Annotated in this window: 23 protein-coding genes; 6 read left to right on the top strand and 17 right to left on the bottom strand. The window is 65.4% G+C overall.

Annotated elements, in window-relative coordinates; genetic code table 11:
- Positions 1-76: 76 nt before the first annotated feature.
- From NTCA1_RS20465 to NTCA1_RS20450, 4 genes are all read right to left on the bottom strand, one after another.
- Entirely contained in the window at positions 77-619 is a 543-nt protein-coding gene (locus tag NTCA1_RS20465; protein ID WP_086493961.1) for a tetratricopeptide repeat protein, read from the bottom strand.
- 13 nt (positions 620-632) lie between these two features.
- The gene (locus tag NTCA1_RS20460; RefSeq protein ID WP_159831652.1) at positions 633-1,805 is read right to left on the bottom strand and encodes an RsmB/NOP family class I SAM-dependent RNA methyltransferase; all 1,173 of its coding nucleotides are present in this window, start codon (positions 1,803-1,805) and stop codon (positions 633-635) included.
- Positions 1,806-1,828: 23 nt separating this feature from the next.
- Positions 1,829-3,286, bottom strand: a complete 1,458-nt coding sequence (gene guaB, locus NTCA1_RS20455) for an IMP dehydrogenase (protein ID WP_086493962.1) — start codon at positions 3,284-3,286, stop codon at positions 1,829-1,831.
- A 117-nt stretch (positions 3,287-3,403) separates the two neighbouring features.
- Positions 3,404-4,963, bottom strand: coding sequence for a M28 family peptidase (locus NTCA1_RS20450; RefSeq protein ID WP_159831651.1), 1,560 nt, complete (start codon positions 4,961-4,963; stop codon positions 3,404-3,406).
- A 203-nt stretch (positions 4,964-5,166) separates the two neighbouring features.
- Between NTCA1_RS20450 and NTCA1_RS20445 the strand changes: the two genes are divergently transcribed.
- Positions 5,167-6,030 carry a neutral zinc metallopeptidase gene (locus NTCA1_RS20445; protein ID WP_159831650.1) on the top strand — a complete coding sequence of 288 codons (864 nt, stop codon included), beginning with the start codon at positions 5,167-5,169 and terminating at the stop codon, positions 6,028-6,030.
- Positions 6,031-6,101: 71 nt separating this feature from the next.
- On the top strand, positions 6,102-6,764 hold the full coding sequence (locus NTCA1_RS20440) for a hypothetical protein (RefSeq protein ID WP_236549488.1): 663 nt from the start codon (positions 6,102-6,104) through the stop codon (positions 6,762-6,764).
- A gap of 87 nt (positions 6,765-6,851) precedes the next feature.
- Here NTCA1_RS20440 and NTCA1_RS20435 read toward each other — a convergent pair whose 3' ends face one another.
- The 6 genes from NTCA1_RS20435 to sdhC all read right to left on the bottom strand — a co-directional run bounded on the left by NTCA1_RS20435 (position 6,852) and on the right by sdhC (position 12,391).
- Entirely contained in the window at positions 6,852-8,546 is a 1,695-nt protein-coding gene (locus NTCA1_RS20435; RefSeq protein WP_159831649.1) for a M56 family metallopeptidase, read from the bottom strand.
- Positions 8,543-8,899, bottom strand: coding sequence for a BlaI/MecI/CopY family transcriptional regulator (locus NTCA1_RS20430; protein ID WP_255490557.1), 357 nt, complete (start codon positions 8,897-8,899; stop codon positions 8,543-8,545). The genes NTCA1_RS20435 and NTCA1_RS20430 overlap by 4 nt, the downstream gene beginning before the upstream one ends.
- A gap of 134 nt (positions 8,900-9,033) precedes the next feature.
- Entirely contained in the window at positions 9,034-9,627 is a 594-nt protein-coding gene (locus NTCA1_RS20425) for an HdeD family acid-resistance protein (protein WP_086490025.1), read from the bottom strand.
- Positions 9,628-9,791: 164 nt separating this feature from the next.
- Positions 9,792-11,600, bottom strand: a complete 1,809-nt coding sequence (sdhA, locus tag NTCA1_RS20420) for a succinate dehydrogenase flavoprotein subunit (RefSeq protein ID WP_086490026.1) — start codon at positions 11,598-11,600, stop codon at positions 9,792-9,794.
- Positions 11,600-11,983: a succinate dehydrogenase, hydrophobic membrane anchor protein gene (gene sdhD, locus NTCA1_RS20415; RefSeq protein ID WP_086490027.1), complete on the bottom strand. Its 384-nt coding sequence runs from the start codon at positions 11,981-11,983 to the stop codon at positions 11,600-11,602. Before sdhD ends, sdhA begins: the two co-directional genes overlap by 1 nt.
- A gap of 12 nt (positions 11,984-11,995) precedes the next feature.
- Positions 11,996-12,391, bottom strand: coding sequence for a succinate dehydrogenase, cytochrome b556 subunit (gene sdhC / locus NTCA1_RS20410; protein ID WP_086490028.1), 396 nt, complete (start codon positions 12,389-12,391; stop codon positions 11,996-11,998).
- 222 nt (positions 12,392-12,613) lie between these two features.
- Between sdhC and bla the strand changes: the two genes are divergently transcribed.
- From bla to NTCA1_RS20395, 3 genes are all read left to right on the top strand, one after another.
- Entirely contained in the window at positions 12,614-13,579 is a 966-nt protein-coding gene (gene bla / locus NTCA1_RS20405) for a subclass B3 metallo-beta-lactamase (RefSeq protein WP_159831648.1), read from the top strand.
- Complete coding sequence (locus NTCA1_RS20400; RefSeq protein WP_159831647.1) at positions 13,576-14,478, top strand: 50S ribosomal protein L11 methyltransferase; 903 nt, start codon at positions 13,576-13,578, stop codon at positions 14,476-14,478. The genes bla and NTCA1_RS20400 overlap by 4 nt, the downstream gene beginning before the upstream one ends.
- Positions 14,479-14,732: 254 nt before the next feature.
- Positions 14,733-15,035: a DUF1153 domain-containing protein gene (locus NTCA1_RS20395; RefSeq protein WP_086490031.1), complete on the top strand. Its 303-nt coding sequence runs from the start codon at positions 14,733-14,735 to the stop codon at positions 15,033-15,035.
- Positions 15,036-15,165: 130 nt separating this feature from the next.
- Here the strand turns inward: NTCA1_RS20395 and ligA are convergent, their stop codons facing one another.
- Together ligA and NTCA1_RS20385 are read right to left on the bottom strand one after the other, a co-directional pair.
- A complete protein-coding gene (ligA, locus tag NTCA1_RS20390; protein ID WP_159831646.1) occupies positions 15,166-17,301 on the bottom strand; it encodes an NAD-dependent DNA ligase LigA in 2,136 nt (711 codons plus the stop codon).
- A 66-nt stretch (positions 17,302-17,367) separates the two neighbouring features.
- A complete protein-coding gene (locus NTCA1_RS20385; protein ID WP_236549487.1) occupies positions 17,368-18,690 on the bottom strand; it encodes a cytochrome P450 in 1,323 nt (440 codons plus the stop codon).
- Positions 18,691-18,814: 124 nt separating this feature from the next.
- Between NTCA1_RS20385 and NTCA1_RS20380 the strand changes: the two genes are divergently transcribed.
- The gene (locus NTCA1_RS20380) at positions 18,815-19,447 is read left to right on the top strand and encodes a trimeric intracellular cation channel family protein (RefSeq protein ID WP_086490034.1); all 633 of its coding nucleotides are present in this window, start codon (positions 18,815-18,817) and stop codon (positions 19,445-19,447) included.
- A gap of 7 nt (positions 19,448-19,454) precedes the next feature.
- Here NTCA1_RS20380 and NTCA1_RS20375 read toward each other — a convergent pair whose 3' ends face one another.
- The 5 genes from NTCA1_RS20375 to rpsK form a co-directional block, all read right to left on the bottom strand.
- The gene (locus NTCA1_RS20375) at positions 19,455-19,850 is read right to left on the bottom strand and encodes a hypothetical protein (protein ID WP_159831644.1); all 396 of its coding nucleotides are present in this window, start codon (positions 19,848-19,850) and stop codon (positions 19,455-19,457) included.
- A 104-nt stretch (positions 19,851-19,954) separates the two neighbouring features.
- A complete protein-coding gene (locus NTCA1_RS20370) occupies positions 19,955-22,105 on the bottom strand; it encodes a prolyl oligopeptidase family protein (protein WP_374705208.1) in 2,151 nt (716 codons plus the stop codon).
- 158 nt (positions 22,106-22,263) lie between these two features.
- Positions 22,264-22,686, bottom strand: a complete 423-nt coding sequence (gene rplQ, locus NTCA1_RS20365; protein ID WP_086490253.1) for a 50S ribosomal protein L17 — start codon at positions 22,684-22,686, stop codon at positions 22,264-22,266.
- Positions 22,687-22,997: 311 nt separating this feature from the next.
- Positions 22,998-24,065: a DNA-directed RNA polymerase subunit alpha gene (locus tag NTCA1_RS20360; protein ID WP_086490037.1), complete on the bottom strand. Its 1,068-nt coding sequence runs from the start codon at positions 24,063-24,065 to the stop codon at positions 22,998-23,000.
- A gap of 105 nt (positions 24,066-24,170) precedes the next feature.
- Complete coding sequence (rpsK, locus tag NTCA1_RS20355; RefSeq protein WP_007011846.1) at positions 24,171-24,560, bottom strand: 30S ribosomal protein S11; 390 nt, start codon at positions 24,558-24,560, stop codon at positions 24,171-24,173.
- Positions 24,561-24,593: the final 33 nt, after the last annotated feature.

Here is a 24,593-nt window from a genome sequence, read left to right as displayed (position 1 = left end):
CCCTTCGACGGCTCACTTGGGCGGGTCAGGATAAACCCAAACCCCGCTCAGGCTGAGCCTGTCGAAGCCCCAAAACTCAGTTTTCCGACACGACCGGCTTCGGCGCCGCGGCTTCCGCCGTCATCACGCGCGTGGCAGGCGTCCTGGCGATGACGGCAGCAAGCTTCTCCGTCTCGGCGCAATCCTTGCCGCAGAGCGTCTGCAACCGCGCGAGATTGCGGTTGGCCTTGTCGGTCGCGCCCTTTTCCGCCAGCGCCATGCCTTCGCCTGCCAAAGCGGCGATATTGCGGGGATCGCTGGTCAGGGCGACGCGGTAATAGTGCAGCGCCTTGCCCTGAAGGCCTTGCTTGCGGGTGGCGTCGGCCAGTGCGAGCAACACGGTAACGCTGCCCGGTTCCACCGTCAGCGCGGCTTCATAGGCATCGATGGCGCCGTTCACATTGCCTGAATCAATTGCGGTGCGCCCCTCGGCCAGCAGATTCGCAGCGCGGGGATCGAGCGCCGCAGCGGGCTCGGAAAGGATGGCGCTGGAGGAAACGGCAGCTACAAGGGATAGAGCAATCGCAACGGGCGTATAACGCATCAAAATGTCCTTGGCCGAGGGCTTCGTCCTCATCATGGCGCCGACGCTATCACAGCCGCTCGAAGCGCGCGACGAAAAAGCCATCGGTCCCGTCCTGCCACGGGGATAGCCTGAGCCCCGCCCCGCGTACGGTTCCTGCAGGCAGATCCGGCACGGCCGCCCGCCAGCCGGAATGGCGCGCAAGAAAGCCATCCGCCTGACGCATGCCTTCCTCGTCGAGCAGCGAGCAGGTCACGAAGATCAGCCTTCCGCCCGGCTTGACCAGTCCTGCCGCCACGTCGAGCAGACGCGCCTGCGTGGCGGCGTAGCGGGCGAGCTGGGCCTCGGTAAGCCGCCACCGTGCCTCGGGATTGCGGCGCCATGTGCCGGTGCCGGAGCACGGCGCATCGACCAGCACCGCATCGGTGGCATCGGCAAAACGCTGAAGCGCCTGCATTTCCTTGCCCGGATCGAGCAGGACAGTCTCGATACCCGTCGCTCCGGCGCGTTCGGCACGCGGTGCGAGCCGTGATAGCCGCGTGCGATCGGCATCGCTGGCCACCAGCGTACCAGCGTTTTCCATCGCCGCCGCCAGCGTGAGCGTCTTGCCCCCCGCCCCGGCGCAAAGATCGATCACCGTTTCGCCCGGCCGCGCCGCCACGGCCTCGCAAGTCAGCTGCGAGCCGGTATCCTGCACCTCGATGGCGCCGCGAAGATAGGCGTCGGACTGTTCGATGCGGGTTTCGGGCGGATAGCGCCAGCCATGGGCGGCCACCGAACGCTCGCCGCCTTCCGGTAAGTCCAGCGCGCCCGCGCGCAAGGTGTTGAACCGAATGTCGAGCGGCGCGCGGTCCAGCAGCGCCATGGCATCGGTTTCGGAGACGTCGCTGGCGGCGAGGCGATCGACCAACCAGCGCGGCGCCAGACCCGCCTCGGCCACCGGCTCGCCGGGCACGATCTGCGCGGGCGAATGGCCGATGCCGTCGAACAGCGCCGCGACTTGCGGATCTTCCGCCGCCACGCGCAGCATGGCCGCGCGGCCCGTCTCGGGTATTTCGCCGCAGGCCCGGATCGCGCGGTAAGTCAACTCGCGAACCGCGCGCCGGTCCTTGCTGCCCGCGAAACGGCGCGTGCGGAACCAGTCGGAAATCAGCCGGTCGGCAGGCGCACCATTGGCGCGCGCCGCCGCGATTACCAGGTCCAGAACCTCGATCGCTGCCTCTACGCGCGCGCCCGGCGTCATGCCCCTGCCCCAGCCCTATGCGATCAGCGCGAAGGGTAGTTCGGCGCCTCGCGCGTGATGGTCACGTCGTGGACATGGCTCTCGCGCAGGCCGGCATTGGTGATGCGCACGAACTGCGCGCCCTTGCGCAGATCCTCGATCGTGGCCGAGCCGGTGTAGCCCATGGCCGCCTTCACGCCGCCGACGAGCTGGTGGATGACGTCCTTGGCCGGGCCCTTGTAGGCCACCTGGCCTTCGATGCCTTCGGGAACCAGCTTCATCTGGTCCTTGATGTCGCCCTGGAAGTAGCGATCGGCCGAACCCCGGCCCATCGCGCCCACCGAACCCATGCCGCGATACGACTTGTAGGCGCGGCCCTGGTACAGGAAGGTCTCGCCCGGCGCTTCCTCGGTGCCTGCCAGCATCGAGCCGACCATGATGGTCGAGGCACCGGCGGCGAGCGCCTTGGCGGCGTCACCCGAAGTGCGCAGACCGCCGTCGGCGATCACCGGCACGCCCGACTTGTCGGCCTCTTCGGCGGCATCCATGATGGCGGTGAGCTGCGGCACGCCGACACCCGCGACGATGCGCGTGGTGCAGATCGAGCCCGGCCCGATGCCTACCTTCACGCAGTCCGCACCGGCATCGATCAGCGCGCGCGCTGCTTCGGCGGTGGCGATGTTGCCGGCGATGACTTGTGCGGAGTTCGACAGCTTCTTCACGCGCTCGACCGCCAGCGCCACGTCCTTGTTATGGCCGTGGGCAGTATCGATGACGACGACGTCGCACTCGGCAGCCAGCAGCGCCTCGGTGCGGGCGAAGCCCTTGTCGCCCACGGTGGTCGCGGCGGCGACGCGCAGGCGGCCGGCCGGATCCTTGGTGGCGTCGGGGTAAGTGACGGCTTTCTCGATGTCCTTGACGGTGATCAGGCCGACGCAGCGGAAATCGTTATCGACCACCAGCAGCTTCTCGATGCGGCGGGCGTGCAGCAGGCGCCGTGCCTCGTCCTGGTCGACGCCCAGCTTCACCGTGGCGAGATTCTCGTGCGTCATCAGTTCGCGCACCGGCTGCGCCGGGTTGGCGGCGAAGCGCACGTCGCGGTTGGTGAGAATGCCGACCAGCTTCCCCGAGCTTTCGACCACCGGAATGCCGCTGATCCGGTTGGCGAGCATGATGGCCTGCGCTTCCCCAAGCGTGGCATCGGGCGAGATCGTGATCGGATTGACGACCATGCCGCTCTCGAACCGCTTCACGGCGCGCACGGCGGCGCACTGTTCCTCGATCGTGAGGTTGCGGTGCAGTACGCCGATGCCCCCCAGCTGCGCCATGACGATGGCCATGTCGGCCTCGGTCACGGTGTCCATCGCGGAGGAGATGACCGGGATGTTCAGCGCGATCTCGCGCGTGAGGCGGCTGCGGGTATCGGCCTGGGTGGGGACGATGTCGGACTTCGCGGGACGAAGCAGTACGTCGTCGAAAGTTAGTCCGAGCTGGATATCCATGTGCGCCACCATAACCTTTACCGGGGAGAATCGTGGCGGCCCATGTAATCAAAGGGGGGCGTCAGGGCTAGAGCCTTTTCAAGACTCCCGGCCATTTCAATTCCTGGGGGAAACGCCCTACTTGCGCTTCCTTTCCGGAGCTGGAACCACCGGTTCGACCGGATTTGTGGGCACCCGGCGCAAGTCCCCGAACCAGCGCCCCAGCGCGGTCAGCATCTTCACGTCATCCACCGCGCCGCCCAGTTCCAGCGGACGCGCCATATGCGCAAGATCGTCGCTGGGGCGGTGGTAATCGCCCTCGAAGAAAGTCCGCATCCGATCCATGTCGCCATAGGCCGTCGTCACCATCACGGCGGGAATATCGTGCTGGATCAAGGCCCAGCCATCCTGCCTGCGGACATATTCGTTGGCATCGTCGTTGGCGCGCAGCTTGAACCGCTCGGCCTTGGCGACTTTGGCGATCTCCCCGTCCAGCGCCGTCATCCCGCGCCCGACGATGGCGAAAGGCGTACCGCGCGGCGCGATGGCGATGGAGTCGATGTTGAAGGCGGCCACGATCTGCCCTGGCGGCAGAGGCGGGTTCTCGGCAAAGGCGTGCGCCCCCAGCAGGCCAAGCTCCTCGCCGGTCGTCGCCAGGAAATAGATGTCGCGATCAAGCTGCTGGCCGCGCGCCAGGCGCCGCGCCACTTCGGTCAGCGCTGCGACGCCGCTGGCATTGTCGATCGCACCGTTGCAAATCACGTCCTCTGCCGGGGCTTCGCCGCATTCGCCGAAATGGTCCCAATGCGCCAGGAACAGCACTGCGCCGGATTCGGACCGCTTGCCGGGCAGCTTGCCGATGAGATTGTGCGTGCGGATCGTGGTTTCGCGGGTCGTCGCCTCGAGCGAGGCCGTGATGTCCAGCGTGACGGGCACGAAGTCCGCTTTCGCGGCGGCCTCCTCCAGTCCGTCGAGCGAGCGCGAAGTGCCCTTGAGCAGCGATGCCATCGCCTCGCGGGTAATGAAGGCCTCCAGATCGCCGCCCAGCGCATCGTCCGAGAGGGCATAGCCCGTCCGCTTGCGACGGGCGGCCACCTGATCGAGACTGCGATCGCCGTCGAGCACGGTCAGCACCGCCGAGGCGCCCAGCGCCAGCAGATCGTTCTGCCGCTCTCCGTCGGGCGTATCGCCGTCCAGCACGACCGCGACGCGGCCCGCCAGTTCGGTGCGTGTGAAGTCGCGGCCCCGCGCCTTGCCGAGGAACAGCATCGGCACATTGCGCACCAGGCTGCGCTTGCCGGAGGTCAGGACGAGCACGCCCGGCGGCGACACCGTGGTGCGCGCGCCCTTGCGCAGGAAACGGGCAGCGGACGAATCGGGCTCCCGCGCGACGAGCGTGACCGGCGCGAACCATTCGTGGCCGGGATCGTTGGTGCCCGAGACGAGACCGATGTCGAACCACTGCTTGCCAAGGTAGCGCAGCGTCTTCGCCTCACCATCGGTGCCAGGCTCACGGCCGTCGAAATCGTCGCTGGCGAGAATCTCGATATGCCCGCGCAGGCGCGCGGCGAGTTCCTGATCGACGCGGGAAATGGCGGAAAGCAAGGGCGAACCGCTCACCAACAGGGCGCCGAGCGCCAACGCGCCCGTCGCACGGGCCAACCCTGCCCCGTAACGCCTGTCATTTCCCCTGTTCATCGCATGGACGCCTATACGATGGATTTCGCCTTGCTGTTACAATTTCTCGCAGGCGTTCAAAGAGCAAGCCTTGCTTGTGGCTCCAGGGCAACGCTGGAACCTCTTGCCTGCAAATTCGATTGAACAGGCCTCTGCGCTATGGCTAATCTTCGGGCCGGTCTTGAAAATGCCAGCCCTCCGGCCTTTCGAAAGGACAACAAGCGATGCGGCTTGACGATTTCGACCCCGACAATATCCGGGTCAGCCAGGGCGGGCGCAGTTTTCCCGGCGGGTCGGGCGGAAAATTGGGCTGCGGGTCGCTGGTCGTCGTCCTGATCGGCGCGCTCGTCTTCGGGGTCGATCCCGGCCAGATGCTCGGCACGCTCGAAAACGTCCAGCAACAGCAGGCGCCTACCCAGGTCGAGCAGGGCCAGCCGAAGGATACCGCCTCGATCTGTCGGCAGAACGCCTATTCGCTCGAATCCTGCAACGCCCTGTCCTCGCTCAACCGGACCTGGCAGCCCCTGTTCGAAAAGGCGAACATCGCCTTCGAACAGCCCAACCTGCGCTTCTACAACGGCTCCGACCAATCCGGCTGCGGCGCGGCACAGAGCGCGATGGGGCCGTTCTACTGCCCCGCCGACCAGGGCATCTACATAGATACCAGCTTCTACGACGAACTCGAACGCCAGATGGGCGCGAAGGGGGACTTCGCCCGCTACTATGTAGTCGCCCATGAATATGGTCACCATATCCAGCACCTCCTGGGGATCGACACCCAGGTCCGCCGCGCGCAGCGCCAGAACCCGCAGCAGGCCAATGCACTGCAGGTCCGCATGGAGCTTCAGGCCGATTGCTATGCCGGGGTCTGGGCCGGGCGGAACAAGGAGCGCATCGAGCCGGGCGACATGGAGGAAGGCCTTACCGCCGCCAGCGCCATCGGCGACGATACCCTGATGAAGAACGCCGGTCAGCGGGTGAGCCCGGAGAGCTTCACCCATGGCTCCAGCGCGCAGCGCATGGAGTGGCTGCGGCGCGGCCTGGAAACAGGGAACGAGGACGCCTGCGACACGTTCAACCAGCAGTAATCGACCAGAGGTTGGCGCTTCCCTCCTTTCCCGTGGGTGCGACCGCGCCGCCGGGATAACAGGAGGAATAGATGCGACATTTCCTGATCATGGCTGCAATGGCAGGTACATTCGCGGCCAGCGCGGCCGAAGCGCGTCAGGACAAGCCCCTCACCAACCGGGAACCCGATGCGGTCGACATCGCCAAGACGCCGGTTACCGACCTCAATATCGACAAGCAGGAAATCCCGCCCGTTCTGATAGCGGCGATCAAGAAGCCCTACGACCTCGGTTCCCTGCGCAGTTGCCAGCAGATCGGTGCGGCCGTGACCGAGCTGGACGGAATCCTGGGCGATGACATCGATCTGCCGCAGGAAGCGCGCGACCGCGTCAGCACCGGCAGGGTGGCCAAATGGGTGGTCAATTCCTTCATCCCCTTCCGGGGACTGATCCGCGAGATTTCCGGCGCCAATGCGCAGGAGCGGGCCGTGCTTTCAGCCGTTCAGGCGGGCGTTGCCCGCCGCGGCTTCCTCAAGGGCGTGGGCGCGCAGCGCGGTTGCAAGTATCCGGCCTCGCCCGCCACACCTGCCGTGATCCAGGCCAAGGAACTCCAGCAGCACAACGCCGCGAAGGAAGCCGAAAAGACCGATGCCAAGGCCGATTCCAAGGCGACCGACGAGCGCAAGAGCACCAGCACAAGCACTGGCGGCAACGTCTCGTACACCTCGCAGCCGGTCGTCCAGAAGGTGCCCTGAATCAGATAAGCCGGCGGCAAAGGACAACGAAAAAGGGCGCGCTGCCTTACGACCGCGCGCCCTTTCGCATTTTCCGATCTCTGACGATCAGTTCGCCTCTCGCAGCATCTCGGCACGGGTGTCGGCAAGTTCCCTGTCGAGTTCCGCGACGATCTCATCCCGGGTTCCGGCATCGAGCGCTGTGTTTGCAGCCACCGAGGCGCGGGCCGAACTGATCGCCTGAAGCGCGGCATTCATCGCCTGACGCGGCGCGCCGGTGCAGACATACGTGCTCGACGATCCTTCCTCCCTGGAGGACGACCGCTGGCGATCCGCCGGACAGGTGCTGTCGATCGTGATCGTCTTTTCGATCCGGCGGCGTCCGCCGTCGTCCTTGCGGACGATCCTGATGGTTTGGACCTTGCCGTTTGCCGAAGTCGATTGTTCCACCCGCGGCATGGTGCGCATGGCCCTTGCGACGGTGGCCCGGTAATCTTCCGCTGCTGCCCGGCGCTCGGCCGCAAGACGTTCGCGGGCGAAAAGCGAGGGAGGCGGCGGCGGAGCTGGCGGTGCGGGAGGCACGGGAACCGCGGCACTGCTCCACGGCGCGGGCGCTGGGGGAGCCGGGGGTACCGGCGCAACGGGCGCTTCCTCGTCCACTTGCGGCGCGGCGTCGGCAGTTATCGGCGCAGCAGGCGCTTGCGGCGCAGCCGGTAAGGCGACCGGCGCAACCGCAGGGACTACGGGCACCTCGGCCTGCGCATCGTCTTCGTAGAACGACTGGCTGTCCCAGGCCTCCGATTCGTCGTCCTCCTCTTCCATGGCCGCGTAAGTGACCGTTGCCGTGCAGGGAACCGCCACCACAGCCGCCGCGAACAGGCTGCGCGCCATCACCCGGCGCAGCGGCGAAACGTCCAGGGTAGCCAGCGCCTTCAAACGCTGGATGATCGGCTTCTCCCCGGCCAGGGCCCCGGCAATCGGCGCGGCCAGGGTCAGCCGCGTGCCCGCCGCGAAAGAGGCGATCACGCGGCCGTAGCGGGCCCGCGTCTCGCGGTTGCAGCCCGCCATGACCCGCGCATCGCAGGCCGCTTCCTGATCGGCGCGCAAGGCACGCCAGGCGGCCCAGCCCAGCGGATTGAACCAGTGAAGCGCGAAGAGCGGTTGCAGGACCATAAGCGCCAGCAGGTCGTTACCGGCGTGATGCTCAAGCTCGTGGGCGATGGCGAAATCCGAACTCTCGGAATCGACCGTGGCCAGAAAGCCGCAAGGCAGAGCCACGACCCGGTCCTTCACACCGAATGCCAGCGGCGCATCGGCTCCGGGCGTTTCGATGATGCGGATCTCTCCCGCGCGCGCCACCTGATAGGACCCTTGCAGCAGTTCCCTGCGCATCCGCCGGTAATTGCGGAAGCGGGAGACCAGAAACAGCGCTGCGCCGATCAACCAGACGGCAACGATCAGTTCGAACCAGGGAATTTGGGCGAGAAGCCCAGGTTCGGCATGAAGCACCGGCGAAGCGGGCGCGGCGATGTTCGGCAGCGCGGCAGAGGCGGCTTCCCCTGTCTGGGCGACATGCAGTTGCGATTGCGCGGCAGCCGTGATCGGCTGCACGGAGATCTCGGGCCTTGCGAAAATACCGCGCGGCAATGCCAGCGGCGGCAGGATCAGGCGAAGGACCGGCAGGGCCCAGAGCGCATAGGCCGCCGCCGGACCGAACCAGCGCGACACCGGGCGGCGAACAAGAAGCACCAGCGCCATGAGCACGCCGGTCATCACGAGCGTATCGGTAAGCCATTCGATCATGACTTCAGCTCCTTCAGGAGGGCTTCGATCTCGGCAATGTCATCTTCGGTCAATGCGTCGGATTCGGCAAGATGCGCGAACAGCGGCGCGGCGCGACCGCCAAACAGGCGATCGACCAGGCGGCGGCTTTCGCTGCCGACATAGGCCTCACGGGCGACACGGGGAGAATAGAGGAAGCGCTTGCCGTCCGGTTCGGTGGCAAGCGCCTGCTTCGTCACCAGGCGGGACAGCAGGGTCTTTACGGTGGCAAGGCTCCAGCCGCGCGGCTCGCAGACCTGTTCGCAGACTTCTGCCGCGGTCAGCGGGCTGCGCTGCCAGAGGACTTCCATCACGGCATGTTCGGCATCCGAGATGCGCTCGGGCTGATCGCTCGAGGCTGCCGGAGCGGCGGCTAAGGGAGCGGACGAGGAATCGGCAGGCAATCTGGCCTCCATCGTTTACATGCGTAATCGACTACGTTTGTAAACATGAACGCCAGATGAACCGGTCAGCGCGCCAGCTTGCGGAGCGAGAGCGCCAGCATGATCAGGAAGACACCGCGCACGACCAGGCTGATCATGATGATCACGGCCAGGAATGCCAGCCCCGTCGCGGGATTGGAGAACAGCAGGATCAGGCCGAGCACGACATCGAGCACGCCCAGGAACAGGCGCCAGCCCTTGTCGTGACGGGACTTGAGCGCGAAGGCAATCTGGAACCCGCCCGAAACCGTCAGCCAGGCCCCGATCGCCCAGACCAGCGAAAGGGCGCCCGCAACGGGATTGAGGACGGCGAATATCCCGGCGACGATGGCCAGCAGGCCCAGCAGGACTTCAACCCAGCGCGCGCGCTGCGACAGCGAGGTCCAGCCCGAGGCTACGGCGGCAATCCCGTAGATCACCAGGACGACACCGATCAGCAGCCCCGTCGCCACGCCGGCCACAAGGGGATTGGCGATCACGATCAGCGCGATCAGAAGCAGCAGGATGCCATAGGCGAGCACCCATCCCCAGGCCTTGCCCGAGGCCTGCGCCAGGGAACTGACCAGCGGATCGTTCTCGACATGCGGCTCAAGCAAGGGGTCCATCTCGGTACGGGTCATGCCAATGCCTCCGGCGTTTTCAGACAAGTCTCACCGGAAAATACATGAAAGCTGCTTCAGTTGCAGCGCCAATGTGTAATCGTGAACGCAAAAGGCCCGTGAATGCAAAAGGGCAGCGCACCTTCCGGTACGCCGCCCTTTGCTTGTCCGCGCTGCGAAACGGATCAGTACACGCGCGCCTTGGGCTTGATGTACTGCACGTCGTCGGTGAGCGTGTATTCGTGGACCGGACGGTAATCGAGACGAATTTCACCGCCCTTGCCGCCCCAGCCGTTGAACCAGCCCACGGTGTGCTTCATCCAGTTCGCATCGTCGCGGTTCGGGAAGTCCTCGTGCGCGTGGGCGCCGCGGCTTTCCTTGCGCGCCTGGGCGCCGTGAAGCGTGACCGAGGCCTGCGAGATCAGGTTGTCCAGCTCCAGCGTTTCCACCAGATCCGAGTTCCAGATCAGGCCGCGGTCGGTGACCTTGATGTCGTTCATGCGCTGATAGGTCGCGGCGAGCTTGCCCTTGCCTTCGACCATCAGTTCGTCGGTGCGGAACACCGCGGCGTGGCCCGACATCGTGCGCTGCATCTCGGTACGGACTTCCGCCGTCGACGAACCGCCGTTGGCATTGCGGAAGTGATCGAGACGGGTGAGCGCCAGATCCGCCGAGTCCTTGGGCAGTTCCTGCTGCGCAGCGCCGGGCTTGACGATTTCCTTGAGGCGATGGCCGGTGGCACGGCCGAACACCACGAGGTCGATCAGCGAGTTCGAACCCAGGCGGTTGGCGCCATGGACCGAAACGCAGGCAGCCTCGCCCACGGCGAAGAGGCCGGGGACGACCGTATCCGGGTTGCCGTCGGCACCGATGGTGACGACTTCGCCGTGATAGTTACAGGGAATGCCGCCCATGTTGTAGTGGACGGTCGGCACGACCGGCAGCGGCTGACGGGTAAGGTCCACGCCCGCGAAGATCTTGCCGCTTTCGGTGATGCCCGGCAGACGCTCCGCCAGCACCTTGGGATCGATGTGATCGAGGTGCAGGTAGATATGGTCCTTGTGCGGGCCGACACCGCGGCCTTCGCGGATTTCCATCGCCATCGAGCGCGAGACGACGTCGCGCGAGGCGAGGTCCTTCGCGGAAGGCGCGTAACGCTCCATGAAGCGCTCGCCCTCGGAGTTGGTGAGGTAGCCGCCCTCGCCGCGCGCGCCTTCGGTGATCAGCACGCCCGCGCCGTAGATGCCGGTAGGGTGGAACTGCACGAATTCCATGTCCTGCAGCGGCAGGCCCGCGCGCAGGACCATGCCGCCGCCGTCGCCGGTGCAGGTATGGGCCGACGTAGCGGTAAAGTAGCTGCGGCCATAGCCGCCGGTCGCGAGAACGACGGCCTGCGAACGGAAGCGGTGGATCGAACCGTCATCCATGCAGAGCGCGATCACGCCGACGCACTTGCCGCCGTCCATGATCAGGTCGATGGCGAAGTATTCGATGAAGAAGTCCGCGTCGTACTTCAGCGACTGCTGGTAGAGCGCGTGCAGCATGGCGTGGCCGGTACGGTCGGCGGCGGCGCAAGTGCGCTGCACCGGCGGGCCTTCGCCCATGTTCTGCATGTGGCCGCCGAACGGGCGCTGGTAGATCGTGCCGTCGGCATTGCGGCTGAAGGGCACGCCGGCGTGCTCCAGTTCGTAGACCGCAGCCGGGGCTTCGCGCACCATGTATTCGATGGCGTCCTGGTCGCCCAGCCAGTCCGACCCCTTGACGGTGTCGTACATGTGCCAGGTCCAGTGGTCCGGCGTATTGTTCTGGAGCGAGGCGGCGATGCCGCCCTGCGCCGCGACGGTGTGCGAGCGGGTGGGGAAGACCTTGGTGATGCACGCGGTCTTCAGGCCGGCTTCGGCCGAGCCCATGGTGGCGCGCAGGCCCGAACCACCGGCGCCGACGACGACGGTGTCATAGACGTGGTCGATGATTTTATAAGCAGGCGCGGACATCAGTGGGCTCCCAGCGCGAGACGGATGACGCAGAAGGCGCCGAAGGCAATGCCGCCGCAGGCAGCAAGGTTGAGCGCGGCGATGCAGGCGAACTTGTTGGCGTGGTCATGGACATAGTCCTCAACCAGGACCTGAAGGCCGATGCGCGCATGCCAGAAGGTGGTGACGACCAGCAGGATCATCATCACTGCCGGAACCGGACGCGCCATCCATTCCGCCACCGACGCGTACGTCAGGTCGGGAAGGAGAAGGATCGATACCGCCAGAAACAGCACCGAAAGCAGGTTGCCGATCGCTGTGAAGCGCTGCAGCAGCCAGTGATGAACGCCGGTCTTCGCCGAGCCGAGGCCGCGAACGCGGCCGATGGAAGTTCCGTTACCCATGTTTCCCGTTCCTCAGCGAAGCAGCAGGATCGCCCAGAAGGCGACGGTGGCGAGCACGCCCAGGATCGGCGAAACGATCGACCAGGTCTTGTTCGTCTTGAGTTCGAAGCCGCCGCCCACGTCGAGCACGAAGTGGCGCAGGCCGCTCATCATGTGGGTGAAGAATGCCCAGGAGATGCCGACGAGCACGATATAGCCGATCGGCGTCGTCATGGCCCAGCTGAACGTCTCGTAGGAAGCCGGCCCGCCCGCGAGGGCGCCGAGCCACCACAGCAATACGCCGAGACCGGCGAATGCCATTCCGTCACCGGTCACGCGGTGCAGAATGGAGACGAACATGTGAGGACCCCAACGCCAGATCTGGAGATGGGGCGAAAGCGGACGGTTCCTGGTGCCGTCTTTGGCCATGGCTCTTTCGAATCCCTTTTGCCTTATTTGGCAGCTTGAGGCTGCCCCTGTCGAAAGTCCCCTTAGACAAATCGCCGCTTGGTGCAAGTTCCGCGAAGCACATAGCGGATGCATCCCGCACAAGCGCAATTTCGCGCGGCGCTTCACCTCGGCGCGCCATCGCGCCCTCTGGAAGCGCCGCCACTGGTCTTGGCAGCATCTCCGCTCTAAAGCCCGCAAACCATGAAGAACCTGCCGACAGCCCTCGCCTGCACCCTGCTGCTCGCCGCCTGCACCGCGTCGCCCGCCACTTCGGCGGCACCAAGCGGCGCAGCGACCGGAAGCGAAGCCGTTGCCCCTGCAGAAACCCCGAATCCCGGCGCCCTCCAGCTCGCAGAGGCCTGCAAGGGCCGCGATGGCTGGGCCGACGCGGCGCCGCCCGCAAGGCTTTTCGGCAATACCTGGTACGTAGGGACTTGCGGGATCTCCGCCATACTCGTCACCGGCAAGCAGGGCCACGTCCTCATCGACGGCGGCCTGCCGGAGGCGGCACCGCTGGTTCTCGCCAATATCGCTGCCGCCGGTTTCAAGCCGGAAGACGTGCGCTGGATCCTCTCCAGCCACGAGCATTTCGACCATGCGGGCGCCCTGGCAGCGCTCAAGCACGCCACAGGCGCCCGCGTCGCGGCCCTGTCCGATGCCGCCGAAGTGCTCGAATCGGGCCGGGCAACGGCCGAAGACCCGCAATTCGGCCAGCTCGATCCGTTTCCGCCGGTTCCCGTAGACAAGCACGTGACCAGCGGCGCGCATGTCACACTGGGCGACCTCGACCTGACGGCACACGCCACCCCGACCCATGCCGCCGGATCGACGAGCTGGACCTGGCGCGCCTGCGACGACCGTGGGAAGTGCCTGAACATCGCCTATGCCGACAGCGCCAGCGCCATCTCGGCAAAAGGCTACCGTTTTACCGATCATCCCGCGCGTATCGCCGGGGTCCGCAAGGGCCTCGAACGGATCGCCGCCCTGCCCTGCGACCTGCTGGTCACGCCGCATCCCGGTGCGAGCGACCTGTTCGCCCGGCTTTCCGGCGCAGCGCCGCTGATCGACCCCGCCGCCTGCCGCAGCTATGCGGCCACCGCCACTGCCCGCTTCGACCAGCGCCTTTCAGACGAGGCGGCCGAAGAGGCGAAGGAGACCCGTTCGTGAGTTGGAAGATCACCGCCTACGCCCCCCGCTCGGTCATCGAAGGCGCTCTCGTCGCGCACGAGGACGCGTTCGACTGGGACCCGGACATCGTCCTGTCCGGCAGTGAAATCGCCGAGGACAAGCCCGACGACTGGCAATTGGAAGCCTGGCTCGCGCACGAACCGGGTGACGCCGAGAAGAATGCCATTGCGGCGCTGTTCCTGGGCGAGACACCCGAGTTCATCATCGAGGAGCTGCCGGAAACCGACTGGCTCGTGACCAGTCAGCAGGGCCTCGAACCGATTCGCGCCGGGCGCTTCCACGTCCACACCCCCGACCACCCGGCCAGCAACGAGCCCGGCGTGATCGATTTCACCATCCCCGCCAGCCAGGCTTTCGGCACCGGCCAGCATGCGACGACCGCAGGCTGTCTTGCCATGCTCACCCACATGAAGGCCCAGGGCCTGATCTTCCGCAACCATGCCGACATCGGCACGGGAACCGGCCTGCTCGCCTTCGCGGCCATGGCGCTCTGGCCGCGCGCCCTCGCCACTGCCAGCGACATCGACCAGGTCTGCGTCGGCGTCGTCGAGGACAACGCGGCGGCCAACGGCGTGAAGATGGGACATCGCGGGGGCGAACTGGTCATGACGATCGCGGACGGCATGGACCATCCGCTGATCGCCGCGCGCGGGCCTTACGATCTGATCATGGCCAATATCCTCGCCGGACCGCTGGTTTCGCTCGCGCCGGACTTCGCGCGCTCGCTGGCACCCGGCGGCAGCCTGGTTCTGGCCGGCCTGCTCGAAACCCAGGAAGACGCCGTGCGCCGCGCCTGCCGCCGCGCCGGATTGCGACTCGCCGGGCGACTCGTGAACGGCGACTGGTCGATCCTGTGGATGCGCGCGCGCCGCCGATAACAGCTGACCGCACGTACAATTCCATCCATCGGAGCGCCGTCGCAGGTCCCGATGGATGGAGCACGGCGATTAAGAAACGTAAATCGGCAATTAAGAGGACCTGAAGGCGTCCAATTCGGTCTTATCTATTTATTTCATTATGTTAGAGATAGGACCACGCTATCGCGTTAACCATTATCGGTTACGTCGAATTAAGGGTTTCCACCAAGAATTAAGGCCAAGGGGGGCTGGTAACAACAGCTCAAGAGGCCAACATGCTTCAATCTGATCTCGATCGGCCGCGTGCCGTCGTCGGACCCCTGGGTGAAGCTCTCGACAAGAGCAGCCTGCCGCCGCGCAATACGTCACGCTGGGTCGTCCGCCGCAAGGCGGAAGTCGTGGCGGCCGTGAACGGAGGCCTGCTGACGATTGCCGAGGCATGCGACCGCTACGACCTCACGCTTGAGGAACTGGCGTCCTGGCAACGCGCTGTAGAGCGCGAGGGCATGGCAGGGCTGCGTGCAACCCGGGTTCAGCACTATCGGCACCTGCACGAACGGCAGGCTCGCCATTCCTGATCAGGAGTCGGCCTGATCAAGAACCGGCCTGATCGAAGGCCGGTCATGACGCGGGCGGGTGAAGGCACATCGCCTTCACCCGCCCGCTTCGTTTCTCCACCGGATGGACCGGCAAGGACCTGTCCGCCGATCAGCCCGCCGCCTGAACGATCCGCGCCCACTCGGCCTCGTCGATCACCCGGATGCCGAGATCGGCGGCCTTCTTCAGCTTGGAACCGGCGCCCGGCCCCGCCACCAGCAGGTCCGTCTTCGCGGAAATCGAGCCTGCCGCCTTGGCGCCGAGCCGTTCCGCCTGGGACTTGGCCTCGTCGCGGCTCATGGTTTCCAGCTTGCCGGTGAAGACCACGGTCTTGCCCGCGACTTCGCTATCGACCGTTTCCACCACGTAAGGCGGCGGCGAAACCTCCGAAAGCAAGTCGTCCCATACCGCGCGATTGTGCTCTTCGTGGAAGAAATCGCCGAGCGCTTCGACCACCGCAGGGCCGATACCGTCGATGGAAACCAGTTCGGAATAGGCATCGCTCCCGGCCGCGGCGGCCTCCTCGCCTTCACGCACCTGAATGGCTTCCGCGACGGCGCGCAGCTGCGGCAGGGTTTCGAAGCGCTTCATCAGGTCACGCGCGGTAACCGCGCCTATGTGCCTGATACCAAGGCCGAACAGCAGCCGCGCCGCATCGGGCTTGCGCTTGCTTTCCACAGCCGCCAACAGGTTGTCCACAGACTTGTCCTTCCACCCACCGAGGGCAAGGATGTCCTCCCGGCGCCTGCGCAGGCGGAAGATGTCGGCGGGGCTTTCCAGCCAGCCTTTCGCAAAGAACTCGTCGATCGTCTTCTCGCCCAGCCCCTCGATGTCGAGCGCGGCGCGGCTGACGAAGTGCTTGAGGCGTTCGGTCCGCTGTGCCGGGCAGATCAGTCCGCCGGTGCAGCGCACGTCCACTTCGCCCTCCTCGGCCACGGCCTCGCTGCCGCACTGCGGGCAATGGTCGGGGAACGCAAAGGCCGGCCTGTCTTCCTCGCGCGTCAGGTTGTCCACCACTTGCGGGATCACGTCGCCCGCGCGTTGCAGCACGATCCGGTCGCCGGGGCGGACGCCGAGACGGGCGATCTCGTCCCGGTTGTGAAGCGTGACATTGGTGACGGTGACGCCCCCGACCAGCACCGGCTTCAGCCGGCCGACCGGCGTAAGCTTGCCGGTGCGTCCCACCTGGATATCGATCGTTTCCAGCGTGGTTTCGGCGCGCTCGGCGGGGAACTTGTGCGCCAGCCCCCAGCGCGGCGCCTTGGCAACGAAGCCGAGCCGCTGCTGCCAGTCGAGCCGGTCGATCTTGTAGACGACGCCGTCGATCTCGAACGGCAAGGCGGCGCGGCCATCGCGGATGGCGCGATAGGCGGCCAGCATGTCCTCCACCGAATGGCAGAGCCGGAACTGCGGCGAGACCGGCAGTCCCCAGGATTCGATCCTGCGGATCACCTCGTGCTGACTGGTGCCGGGAACCCGGCTCGCTGCGCCCCAGCCATGGGCCCAGAACCGCAGCGGACGCCGGGCCGTGACGCTCGCGTCCTTCTGGCGCAGCGATCCGGCGGCGGCATTGCGGGGGTTGGCGAACTGGCGCACCTTGCCCTCGTCGAAGGCCTCGCCCTTCGCTTCGGCCTGGGCGCGCGCTTCGGCCATCAAGGTCTCGTTGAGGGCAAGGAACGCGCCTTTCTCCATGTAGACTTCGCCGCGAACCTCGAAGACCTCGGGAACGTCGTCGCCTTTCAGTTCCTGCACCACGTCCGCGATATGGGCGACATTGGCGGTAACATCCTCCCCGACCTGTCCATCGCCGCGCGTGGCCGCGCGCACCAGCCTACCCTTCTCGTACCGCAAGGAGCAGGACAGTCCGTCGATCTTGTCTTCCGCCGTCACCAGCACCGGCTCATCGGCGGAGAGCGACAGGAAGCGCCGCACTCGCCCGACGAAATCGGCCACTTCCTCATCGGTGAAGGCGTTGTCGAGGCTCATCATGCGAACCTCGTGCGTCACTTTCGACAGCGGCGAGGCTGCCACTTCGTGACCGACCTTGTTGGTGGGGCTGTCGGGGCGGACGAGATGCGGGAAAGCCGCCTCCAGTTCGGCGTTGCGGCGCACCAGGGCATCGTATTCGGCATCCGATATCTCGGGCGCATCTTCCGCATGGTAGAGCCGATTGGCGCGGTTGATCTGCCGCGCCAGGCGCATCAATTCGTTGGCGGCTTCGGCTTCTTTGGTCTCTGGCGTGGTCATGCCCGCGTAATAGGACAGACCGGCGCGCGTTGGAATTCCCCCACCCCGCTTAATCCCCTTCGCCGCTCAGTTCCCTTCTATCGGATCGAATTCGAGGTGAAGGCTGGCAAGTGCCCGCAGGATATAGGTCGGTTCGTAATCGAAGCGCAGACCGCCGTCCGGCCGCCGGTGTATCTCCGCAAGGCGAATGTTGCCCATGCGCGCGAGCAGGCGCTCGATACTGACGGCCACTTCCCGCCGGGCGAGCGGTGCGCCGAAGCAGGTGTGCGCGCCGCGTCCGAACGCCAGATGTTCCTTGAGCTTCGGGCGGTCCATGTCGAACTTGTCCGGTTCGGGAAATCGAGCGGGGTCGCGGTTCGCCGCCATGTGCGAGAGAAGGATCGCCGTTCCCGCCTTGATCTCCACGCCCCCCAGCACGGTGGTTTTCTGACACATCCGACCGCCGCTCTTCACCGAGCCGTCGAAACGCAGGACTTCCTCGATGAATACGGGAATACGAGCGGGATCGTCGCGCAATTGCTGCTGCACGTCGGGACGGGTGGCGATAATACGGAAGGCATTGGCCAGCAGGCGATTGGTCGTGTCCTGCCCCGCCCCGAACAGAAAGGCCGCCAGACTGGTCAGATCCACCAGCGAAGGGCGGCTGCCATCGGGAAAGCGCGCCTGCGCCAGTTCATTGAGGATGTCCTCCTGCGCCAGAAGCGCATGGAGCGGGCGCATCAGAGGATGGGCCGAGAGCCGCCGCCGGGCGATCAGCTTGAACAGGTCCTTGCCTACCCCCACCAGCGGGTTCTTCAGCATTTCCTCTTCGTCGGCATCCATCGGCACCGGGATCGCGCCTTCCAGCAAGGCACGGAATTTTGTCCGCGTCCTTTCGGAAAGCCCGAGAAGGTCGGAGATCACCAGCGCGCCGTAAGGCCCGCCATACTGGCGCACGATGTCCACTTTCCCGTCGCGGTAAAACTCGTCGATCAACCCTTCCGCCGTTGCCAGCAGCTTGGGTTGCAATTCCTTCAGACGACTGGGGGTGAACAGACGGGCGATGATCGAGCGCAGATCCGCGTGCCGGCTTCCACTTTCCGTGACGATCTGGTCGGCAAAGGCGATCTGCCCGCGATGCGCCTCCAGTTCCGCGGCGATATCGTCCCCTCGCGGCGAGAAAGGCAGCTCTGCGACGGGACCGGTAACGGCGTTGATGGAGGAGAAGTGCTCCGTATCGAGCATTACCTGGACGGTTTCCTCATACCCCGTCACGGCCACTGCATTGCGATAGGGCAGACGAACGACAGGCCCCTTGGCGCGAAGGAAATCGAAATAGGCGTGGGGATCATCCACCAGCGCGACGTCGGTGTACCAGTCGGCAGTTTCATAGGACGCTGGATAGGCCAAGGCTTCGCTCTCCCTTATATATGATCCTATGTGTATCATATATGCGCGCAGGGTCAATGAAGCGCCTCGGCGTGGGGGCAGCTTTCCGCTGCCGCTTTTTCTGCGATCCCGCTATGAAGCAGCAATGCCGACCATCATTCCACCAGACGCTCCGGCCCTGCCCGCAGCATTCGACATCCTGGGCATTGCCGTCTTCGCGCTGACCGGCGCGCTCTCGGCCGCGCAGATGCGCCAGACTTTCGTGACGGTGGCCTTCTTCGCCCTGATGACCGGGGTGGGCGGCGGCACCCTGCGCGATCTGCTGATCGGCGCGCCGGTGTTCTGGGTGCGCGATCCCTTCGTGGTGCCGGTCTGCCTTGTCGTGGCGGTGATCGCCTGGTTCACGCCGGTGCGCTGGTGGCAGGGCCGACTGTTGGAATGGGCCGACGCCTCGGGCCTTGCCGTCTATTCCGGTTTCGGCACGATCAAGGCGATGGCCTGGGGCGTTCCGCCCGTGCCGGCCATGGTCATGGGCGTCGTGACGGGCTGCGTCGGAGGGATTGTGCGCGACGTGGTGGCCGGTCAGCCTTCCATCCTGATGCGCCCCGAACTCTACGTCACCGCCGGAGCGCTAGCGGCGGCCGTCGCGGCGGCCGGGCTGGCGATGGGCTTTCCGCCTACTCTGACCTGGGCGATCGCCGCCAGCGCAGGCTTCGCATTGCGCGGCGCGGCGATACACTGGTCGCTGGGCCTGCCCGCACACGAGGGCGCGGATTGAAGGTCGCTTAAAGCCCCGAGATCTCGTCGAAATCGAGATCGACGATCTTCCCGCGCGAAATCTCGCATTCGAACGATCCCCGCGCCGGTGCATTGTCGCGCCATTCGGGGCCACCCCCGCTCACGCGGATCCACCCTTCGATTTCATAGCCGTCCGACTTGCGCTCGACGGTCTTGATGCCGATCACTTCGACGCCAGTGAAACGGGCCGTCTTTGCGGCATCCTCGGCGGCGGCCACGCACTTGTGCGCCGCCTGCCGCGAACTGACGCCGTAGCTGTCCGCCTTGTTGTCGAGCCTGGGATCGGCTGCGAAGCGGTCTGCCTGCGCCAATGCCGGAACCGCCATCGCGACGGCCCCGGCAATCAGCGCCGAACGGAAGGATAGAGCAGGACGTCTGGGCATGGTTCGAGGCTCCCTTTCGGTCGGGCGCTCCAGAGCACCCCTTCGAACCATGCCATTGTCCGGCTTTCGCCGCCGAACGCAACCTTCCGCTGTCAGCTGCCGCGTTACTCCGCGACTTTCAGTCCCGTCCATTGCGCCACGAAGGACAGCACATCCGCGCTCTCTTCGATCACCTTGTCGGTAGGCTTGCCGGACCCATGACCCGCGCGGGTTTCGATGCGGATGAGATGCGGCTTGTCACCCAGCTGCGCGGCCTGGAGCGCGGCGGCGTACTTGAACGAGTGCCCCGGGACCACGCGGTCGTCGGTATCGGCAGTGGTCACCAGGATCGCCGGATAAGGCGTATCGGCCTTGATGTTGTGATAGGGCGAATAAGCGCGCAGCACGCGGAAATCCGCCTCGCGATCGGGGTAGCCGTAATCGTCCACCCAGTAGCGACCCGCCGTGAAGCGGTCGAAGCGGAGCATGTCCATCACGCCCACTTGCGGTACACCGGCCGCGAAGAGATCGGGGCGCTGGTTGAGCACGGCACCGACCAGCAGACCGCCGTTCGAACCGCCCTGGATCGCCAGGCCGTCCTTGGCGGCGATGCCTTCAGCCTTCAGATATTCGCCCGCCGCGATAAAGTCGTCGAAGACATTCTGCTTGTTCGCCCGCCGTCCGGCATCATGCCAGGCGCGGCCATATTCACCGCCTCCGCGCAGATTGGCCATCGCGAAAGCGCCGCCCGCCTGCACCCAGGCCATCCGGCTTGCCGAGAAGCCCGGCGTGAGCGAAATGTCGAAGCCGCCGTACCCGTAGAGCAGGGTCGGAACCGGCTTGCCCGCCTGCGCCACGTCCTTGCGCCGGACCAGGAACATCGGCACCCGCGTGCCGTCCTTCGACGTGTAGAACCGCTGCTCGACCGCGATCTGGGCCGGATCGAAATCCATCGCCGGTTCCGCGAAGGGCTCGGTCGCGCCGGTGTCGAGGTTGAGACGGAAGATCGACGCAGGGCGATTGAAGCTGGTGAACGAGTAGAAGGTTTCCGGGTCACCAGGCTTCCCGCGGAAACCGGAAGCCGTGCCGATGCCGTTCAGGGCCAGCGCCTTGCCCGCCTTGCCGTCGAGCCCAACGATCTCGGCATGGCTGGCGGCATCGCGCATGTAGTTCAGCACGAGCTGGTGACCGACGATCCCCGCCTTCTCCAGAATGTCCTCGCGCTGCGGCACCACTTCGGTGAACGACGGCGAGCCCGCCGCCAGATCGATGCTGACGAGGCGGTAGCGCGGCGCGTTCTCGTTGGTCACGAACCAGAGCTTCTGCCCCGCGCCCTCGACCAGACGCCAATCGTCCTTGAAGCCGGTGACGATCGGTCTGGCGGTCCAGCGATCCTTGCCCTTCCTGGTCAGGTCGACGACGCGGACGTCGTAGCGGGAATCGGTGCCGATGTGCGACGTGATCACCGCAAGGCGGCCGTCCTGCGTCACTTCGGCGGTATGGCCGTAGTCGGGATGGTCGGGCGTGGAATAGACCAGTTCGTCGGCGCTCTGGGGCGTGCCCAGCTTGTGGAAATAGACGGCCTGATCGTAGTTCAGGCTCTGGAAGGCCGCCCCTTCCTTGGGCGCCGGGAAGCGCGAATAGAGGAAGCCCTCCTCACCGATCCAGGCCAGCGAACTGAACTTCACCCAGCGCAGTTCGTCTTCGAGCACCTTTCCGCTGCCTGCATCCATGACATGGATAACACGCCAGTCGCTGCCGCCATCCTGCACGCTGTAGAGAAGATAGCGGCCCTGCTGCGAAGGCTCCCAGCCATCGAGCGCGGTGGCGCCGTCCTTCGCCCAGCTGTTGGGGTCGATCAGCAGCCGCGGTGTGCCGTGAAGCCCTTCGCGCACGAACAGCTGCGACTGATTCTGCAAGCCTGTGTTGCGGGTATAGAAATAGCGCTTGCCCGCCTTTACCGGCAGCCCGAAACGCTCGAAATTCATCAGCGCGCTGATGCGCTGCTTGAACCAGGTTCGCTGCGGCAGGCCTGCCAGATAGGCTTCGGTGTAGCGCGATTCGCGATCGACCCAGTCGGCCACCGTCTTGTCATGCCGGACGTCGGCTTCCAGCCAGCGATATGGATCGGCGATCTTCTCACCAAACAGCGTCTCGACCACATCGCCGCGCGGGGTTTCGGGATAGTTCATCGTGGTCCCCGTTTGCGCCGACAGCGGCGAAGCTAGAAGCAAATTGGCTGAAAGCAGGCCGCCCGAAAGCAAGCCAAAAGTCATCGCACACGTCACTGCACTTCGGGCTCTAACGAGCCTGCCCATCCGAGGCATTCCATTCCCCTGAAACAAAAAACAAAAGCGGCCGCGAGCCTAGCACTCGCGACCGCTCTTGCAATCTTCGGTCCGCTCTCCTGTGGAAAGCGGCCTACCTCAGCCTATCAGGCTTCGGCGTATTCGGTTTCTTCGGTCAGGACCGGACCCGAGTCCTTGCCCTTTTCCGAAACGTCGCGATCAACGAATTCGATGATCGCGATCGGAGCGGCGTCCGAAGCGCGGATGCCGGCCTTGATGATGCGGGTGTAACCGCCATTGCGGCCTGCATAGCGCTCGGCGAGCACTTCGAAGAGCTTCTGTTCCTGAGCCTCGTCCATCAGGCGGGCGTGCGCCAGACGACGGTTCGAAAGGCCACCATGCTTCGCGAGCGTGATCAGCTTTTCGATGTAGGGGCGCAGTTCCTTCGCCTTGGGCGTGGTGGTCTGGATCTGCTCGTGCTTGATGAGCGCGGCAGCCATGTTGCGCAGCAGGGCGGCGCGGTGGCCCGAGGTACGCTGCAGCTTGCGCTGGCCATGTTTGTGACGCATGTCTTCTTCTCCGTTCGTCAGGCAGCCGTTCAAGGTACTGCCTGCCGGGCGATGTGGTGCGGCCACCGCCCAAAGCCGGTTCACTTGCGTGTGAAGCGCGCCCTCAACCCGAAAACGGCGAAAGAGTCAAGAGATCTGACACCGACGCGGATACGCTAAGGGTTCAGCGCAAGTGCAGCTCGGCCAAAAAAGTCCATCACCTCCCGCTCGGGCTGAGCTTGTCGAAGCCCCTCGCCACTCCCGCCAGCACAAAGAAAAAGGCCCCGCGGTTTCCCGCGAAGCCCTCTTCAATTCGGTATCGGGAGAGCCGATCAGCCGAGCAGTTCCTGCTCGAGCTTCTTGGCCATCTCTTCGATGTTCTCGGGCGGCCAGCCCGGGATGTCCATGCCGAGGCGCAGGCCCATCGACGAAAGGACTTCCTTGATCTCGTTGAGCGACTTGCGGCCGAAGTTCGGCGTGCGCAGCATCTCGGCTTCGGTCTTCTGGACCAGGTCGCCGATATAGATGATGTTGTCGTTCTTGAGGCAGTTGGCCGAACGGACCGACAGTTCCAGCTCGTCCACCTTCTTGAGAAGGTAGCGGTTGAGCTGGTTGGTGTCGCTCTCTTCCGAAGCCGCAGCACCGCCGGCAGCCATGCCGATCATCGGCGACTGACCGACCGGAGCGATGTCCTCGAAGTGGACGAACAGCGCCAGCTGGTCCTGGAGGATACGCGCGGCATAGGCGACGGCATCTTCAGGCGCAACGGTGCCGTCGGTCTCGACGGTGAGGCTCAGCTTGTCGTAGTCGAGCTCCTGGCCGATACGGGCGTTCTCGACCTTGTAGCTGACCTGGCGAACCGGCGAGTAGAGCGAGTCGACCGGGATCAAGCCGATCGGCGCGTCGACCGGACGGTTCGACACGGCCGGGACGTAGCCCTTGCCGGTGTCGGCGGTCAGTTCCATGTTGAGCGTCGCACCTTCGTCGAGGTGGCAGATCACGAGGTCCTTGTTCATGACCTCGATGTCACCCGAGACGGCGATGTCGCCAGCCTTCACAGCCGCCGGACCCGTGGCCGAGAGCTGGAGACGCTTCGGGCCTTCGCCCTGCATCTTGAGAGCGATCTGCTTGACGTTCAGGACGATGTCCGTGACGTCCTCGCGCACACCGGCAAGCGACGAGAATTCGTGCAGCACGTTCTCGATCTTGATCGAGGTGATCGCGGCGCCCTGAAGCGAGGAGAGCAGCACGCGGCGCAGCGCGTTGCCGAGCGTCAGACCGAAGCCACGCTCCAGCGGTTCGGCGATGAAGGTCGCCTTCAGTTTGGGGTCGGGTCCCGGCTTGATCTCAAGGCTGTTCGGCTTCTTGAGTTCCTGCCAGTTCTTGATGTTGACAGTCATGGACTTCCCCTGGGAGTGATGGCGGTTACGCCCCGAGGCCCGGTGGAGGGGCCTGGGACGTTCCGAAGCCGGACAGCGACCGGTTCGCCGCCCGGATTAGCTCGATCAGACGCGGCGACGCTTGGAAGGACGCACGCCGTTGTGCGGGATCGGCGTCACATCGCGGATCGAGGTAATGGTGAAGCCGACAGCCTGGAGGGCGCGCAGGGCGCTCTCACGGCCCGAACCCGGACCCTTGACTTCGACTTCGAGGGTGCGGACGCCGTGCTCGGCGGCCTTCTTGCCGGCGTCGTCAGCGGCGACCTGCGCGGCGTAGGGAGTCGACTTGCGGCTGCCCTTGAAGCCCATCATGCCGGCCGAGGACCACGAGATCGCGTTGCCCTGGGCGTCGGTGATGGTCACCATGGTGTTGTTGAAGCTTGCATTCACGTGCGCGATGCCGCTCGTGATGTTCTTGCGCTCGCGGCGCTTAATGCGCTGGGGTTCGCGTGCCATATCCGTATATCCTGTCGAAAAATCGCTGGGGGA

The sequence above is a fragment of the Novosphingobium sp. TCA1 genome, assembly GCF_009811895.1.
GTDB classification, from domain to species: Bacteria; Pseudomonadota; Alphaproteobacteria; order Sphingomonadales; family Sphingomonadaceae; genus Novosphingobium; species Novosphingobium panipatense_A.
Note: the sequence above shows the minus strand (reverse complement) of the source record. Positions and strands in the feature narration are given on the sequence as shown.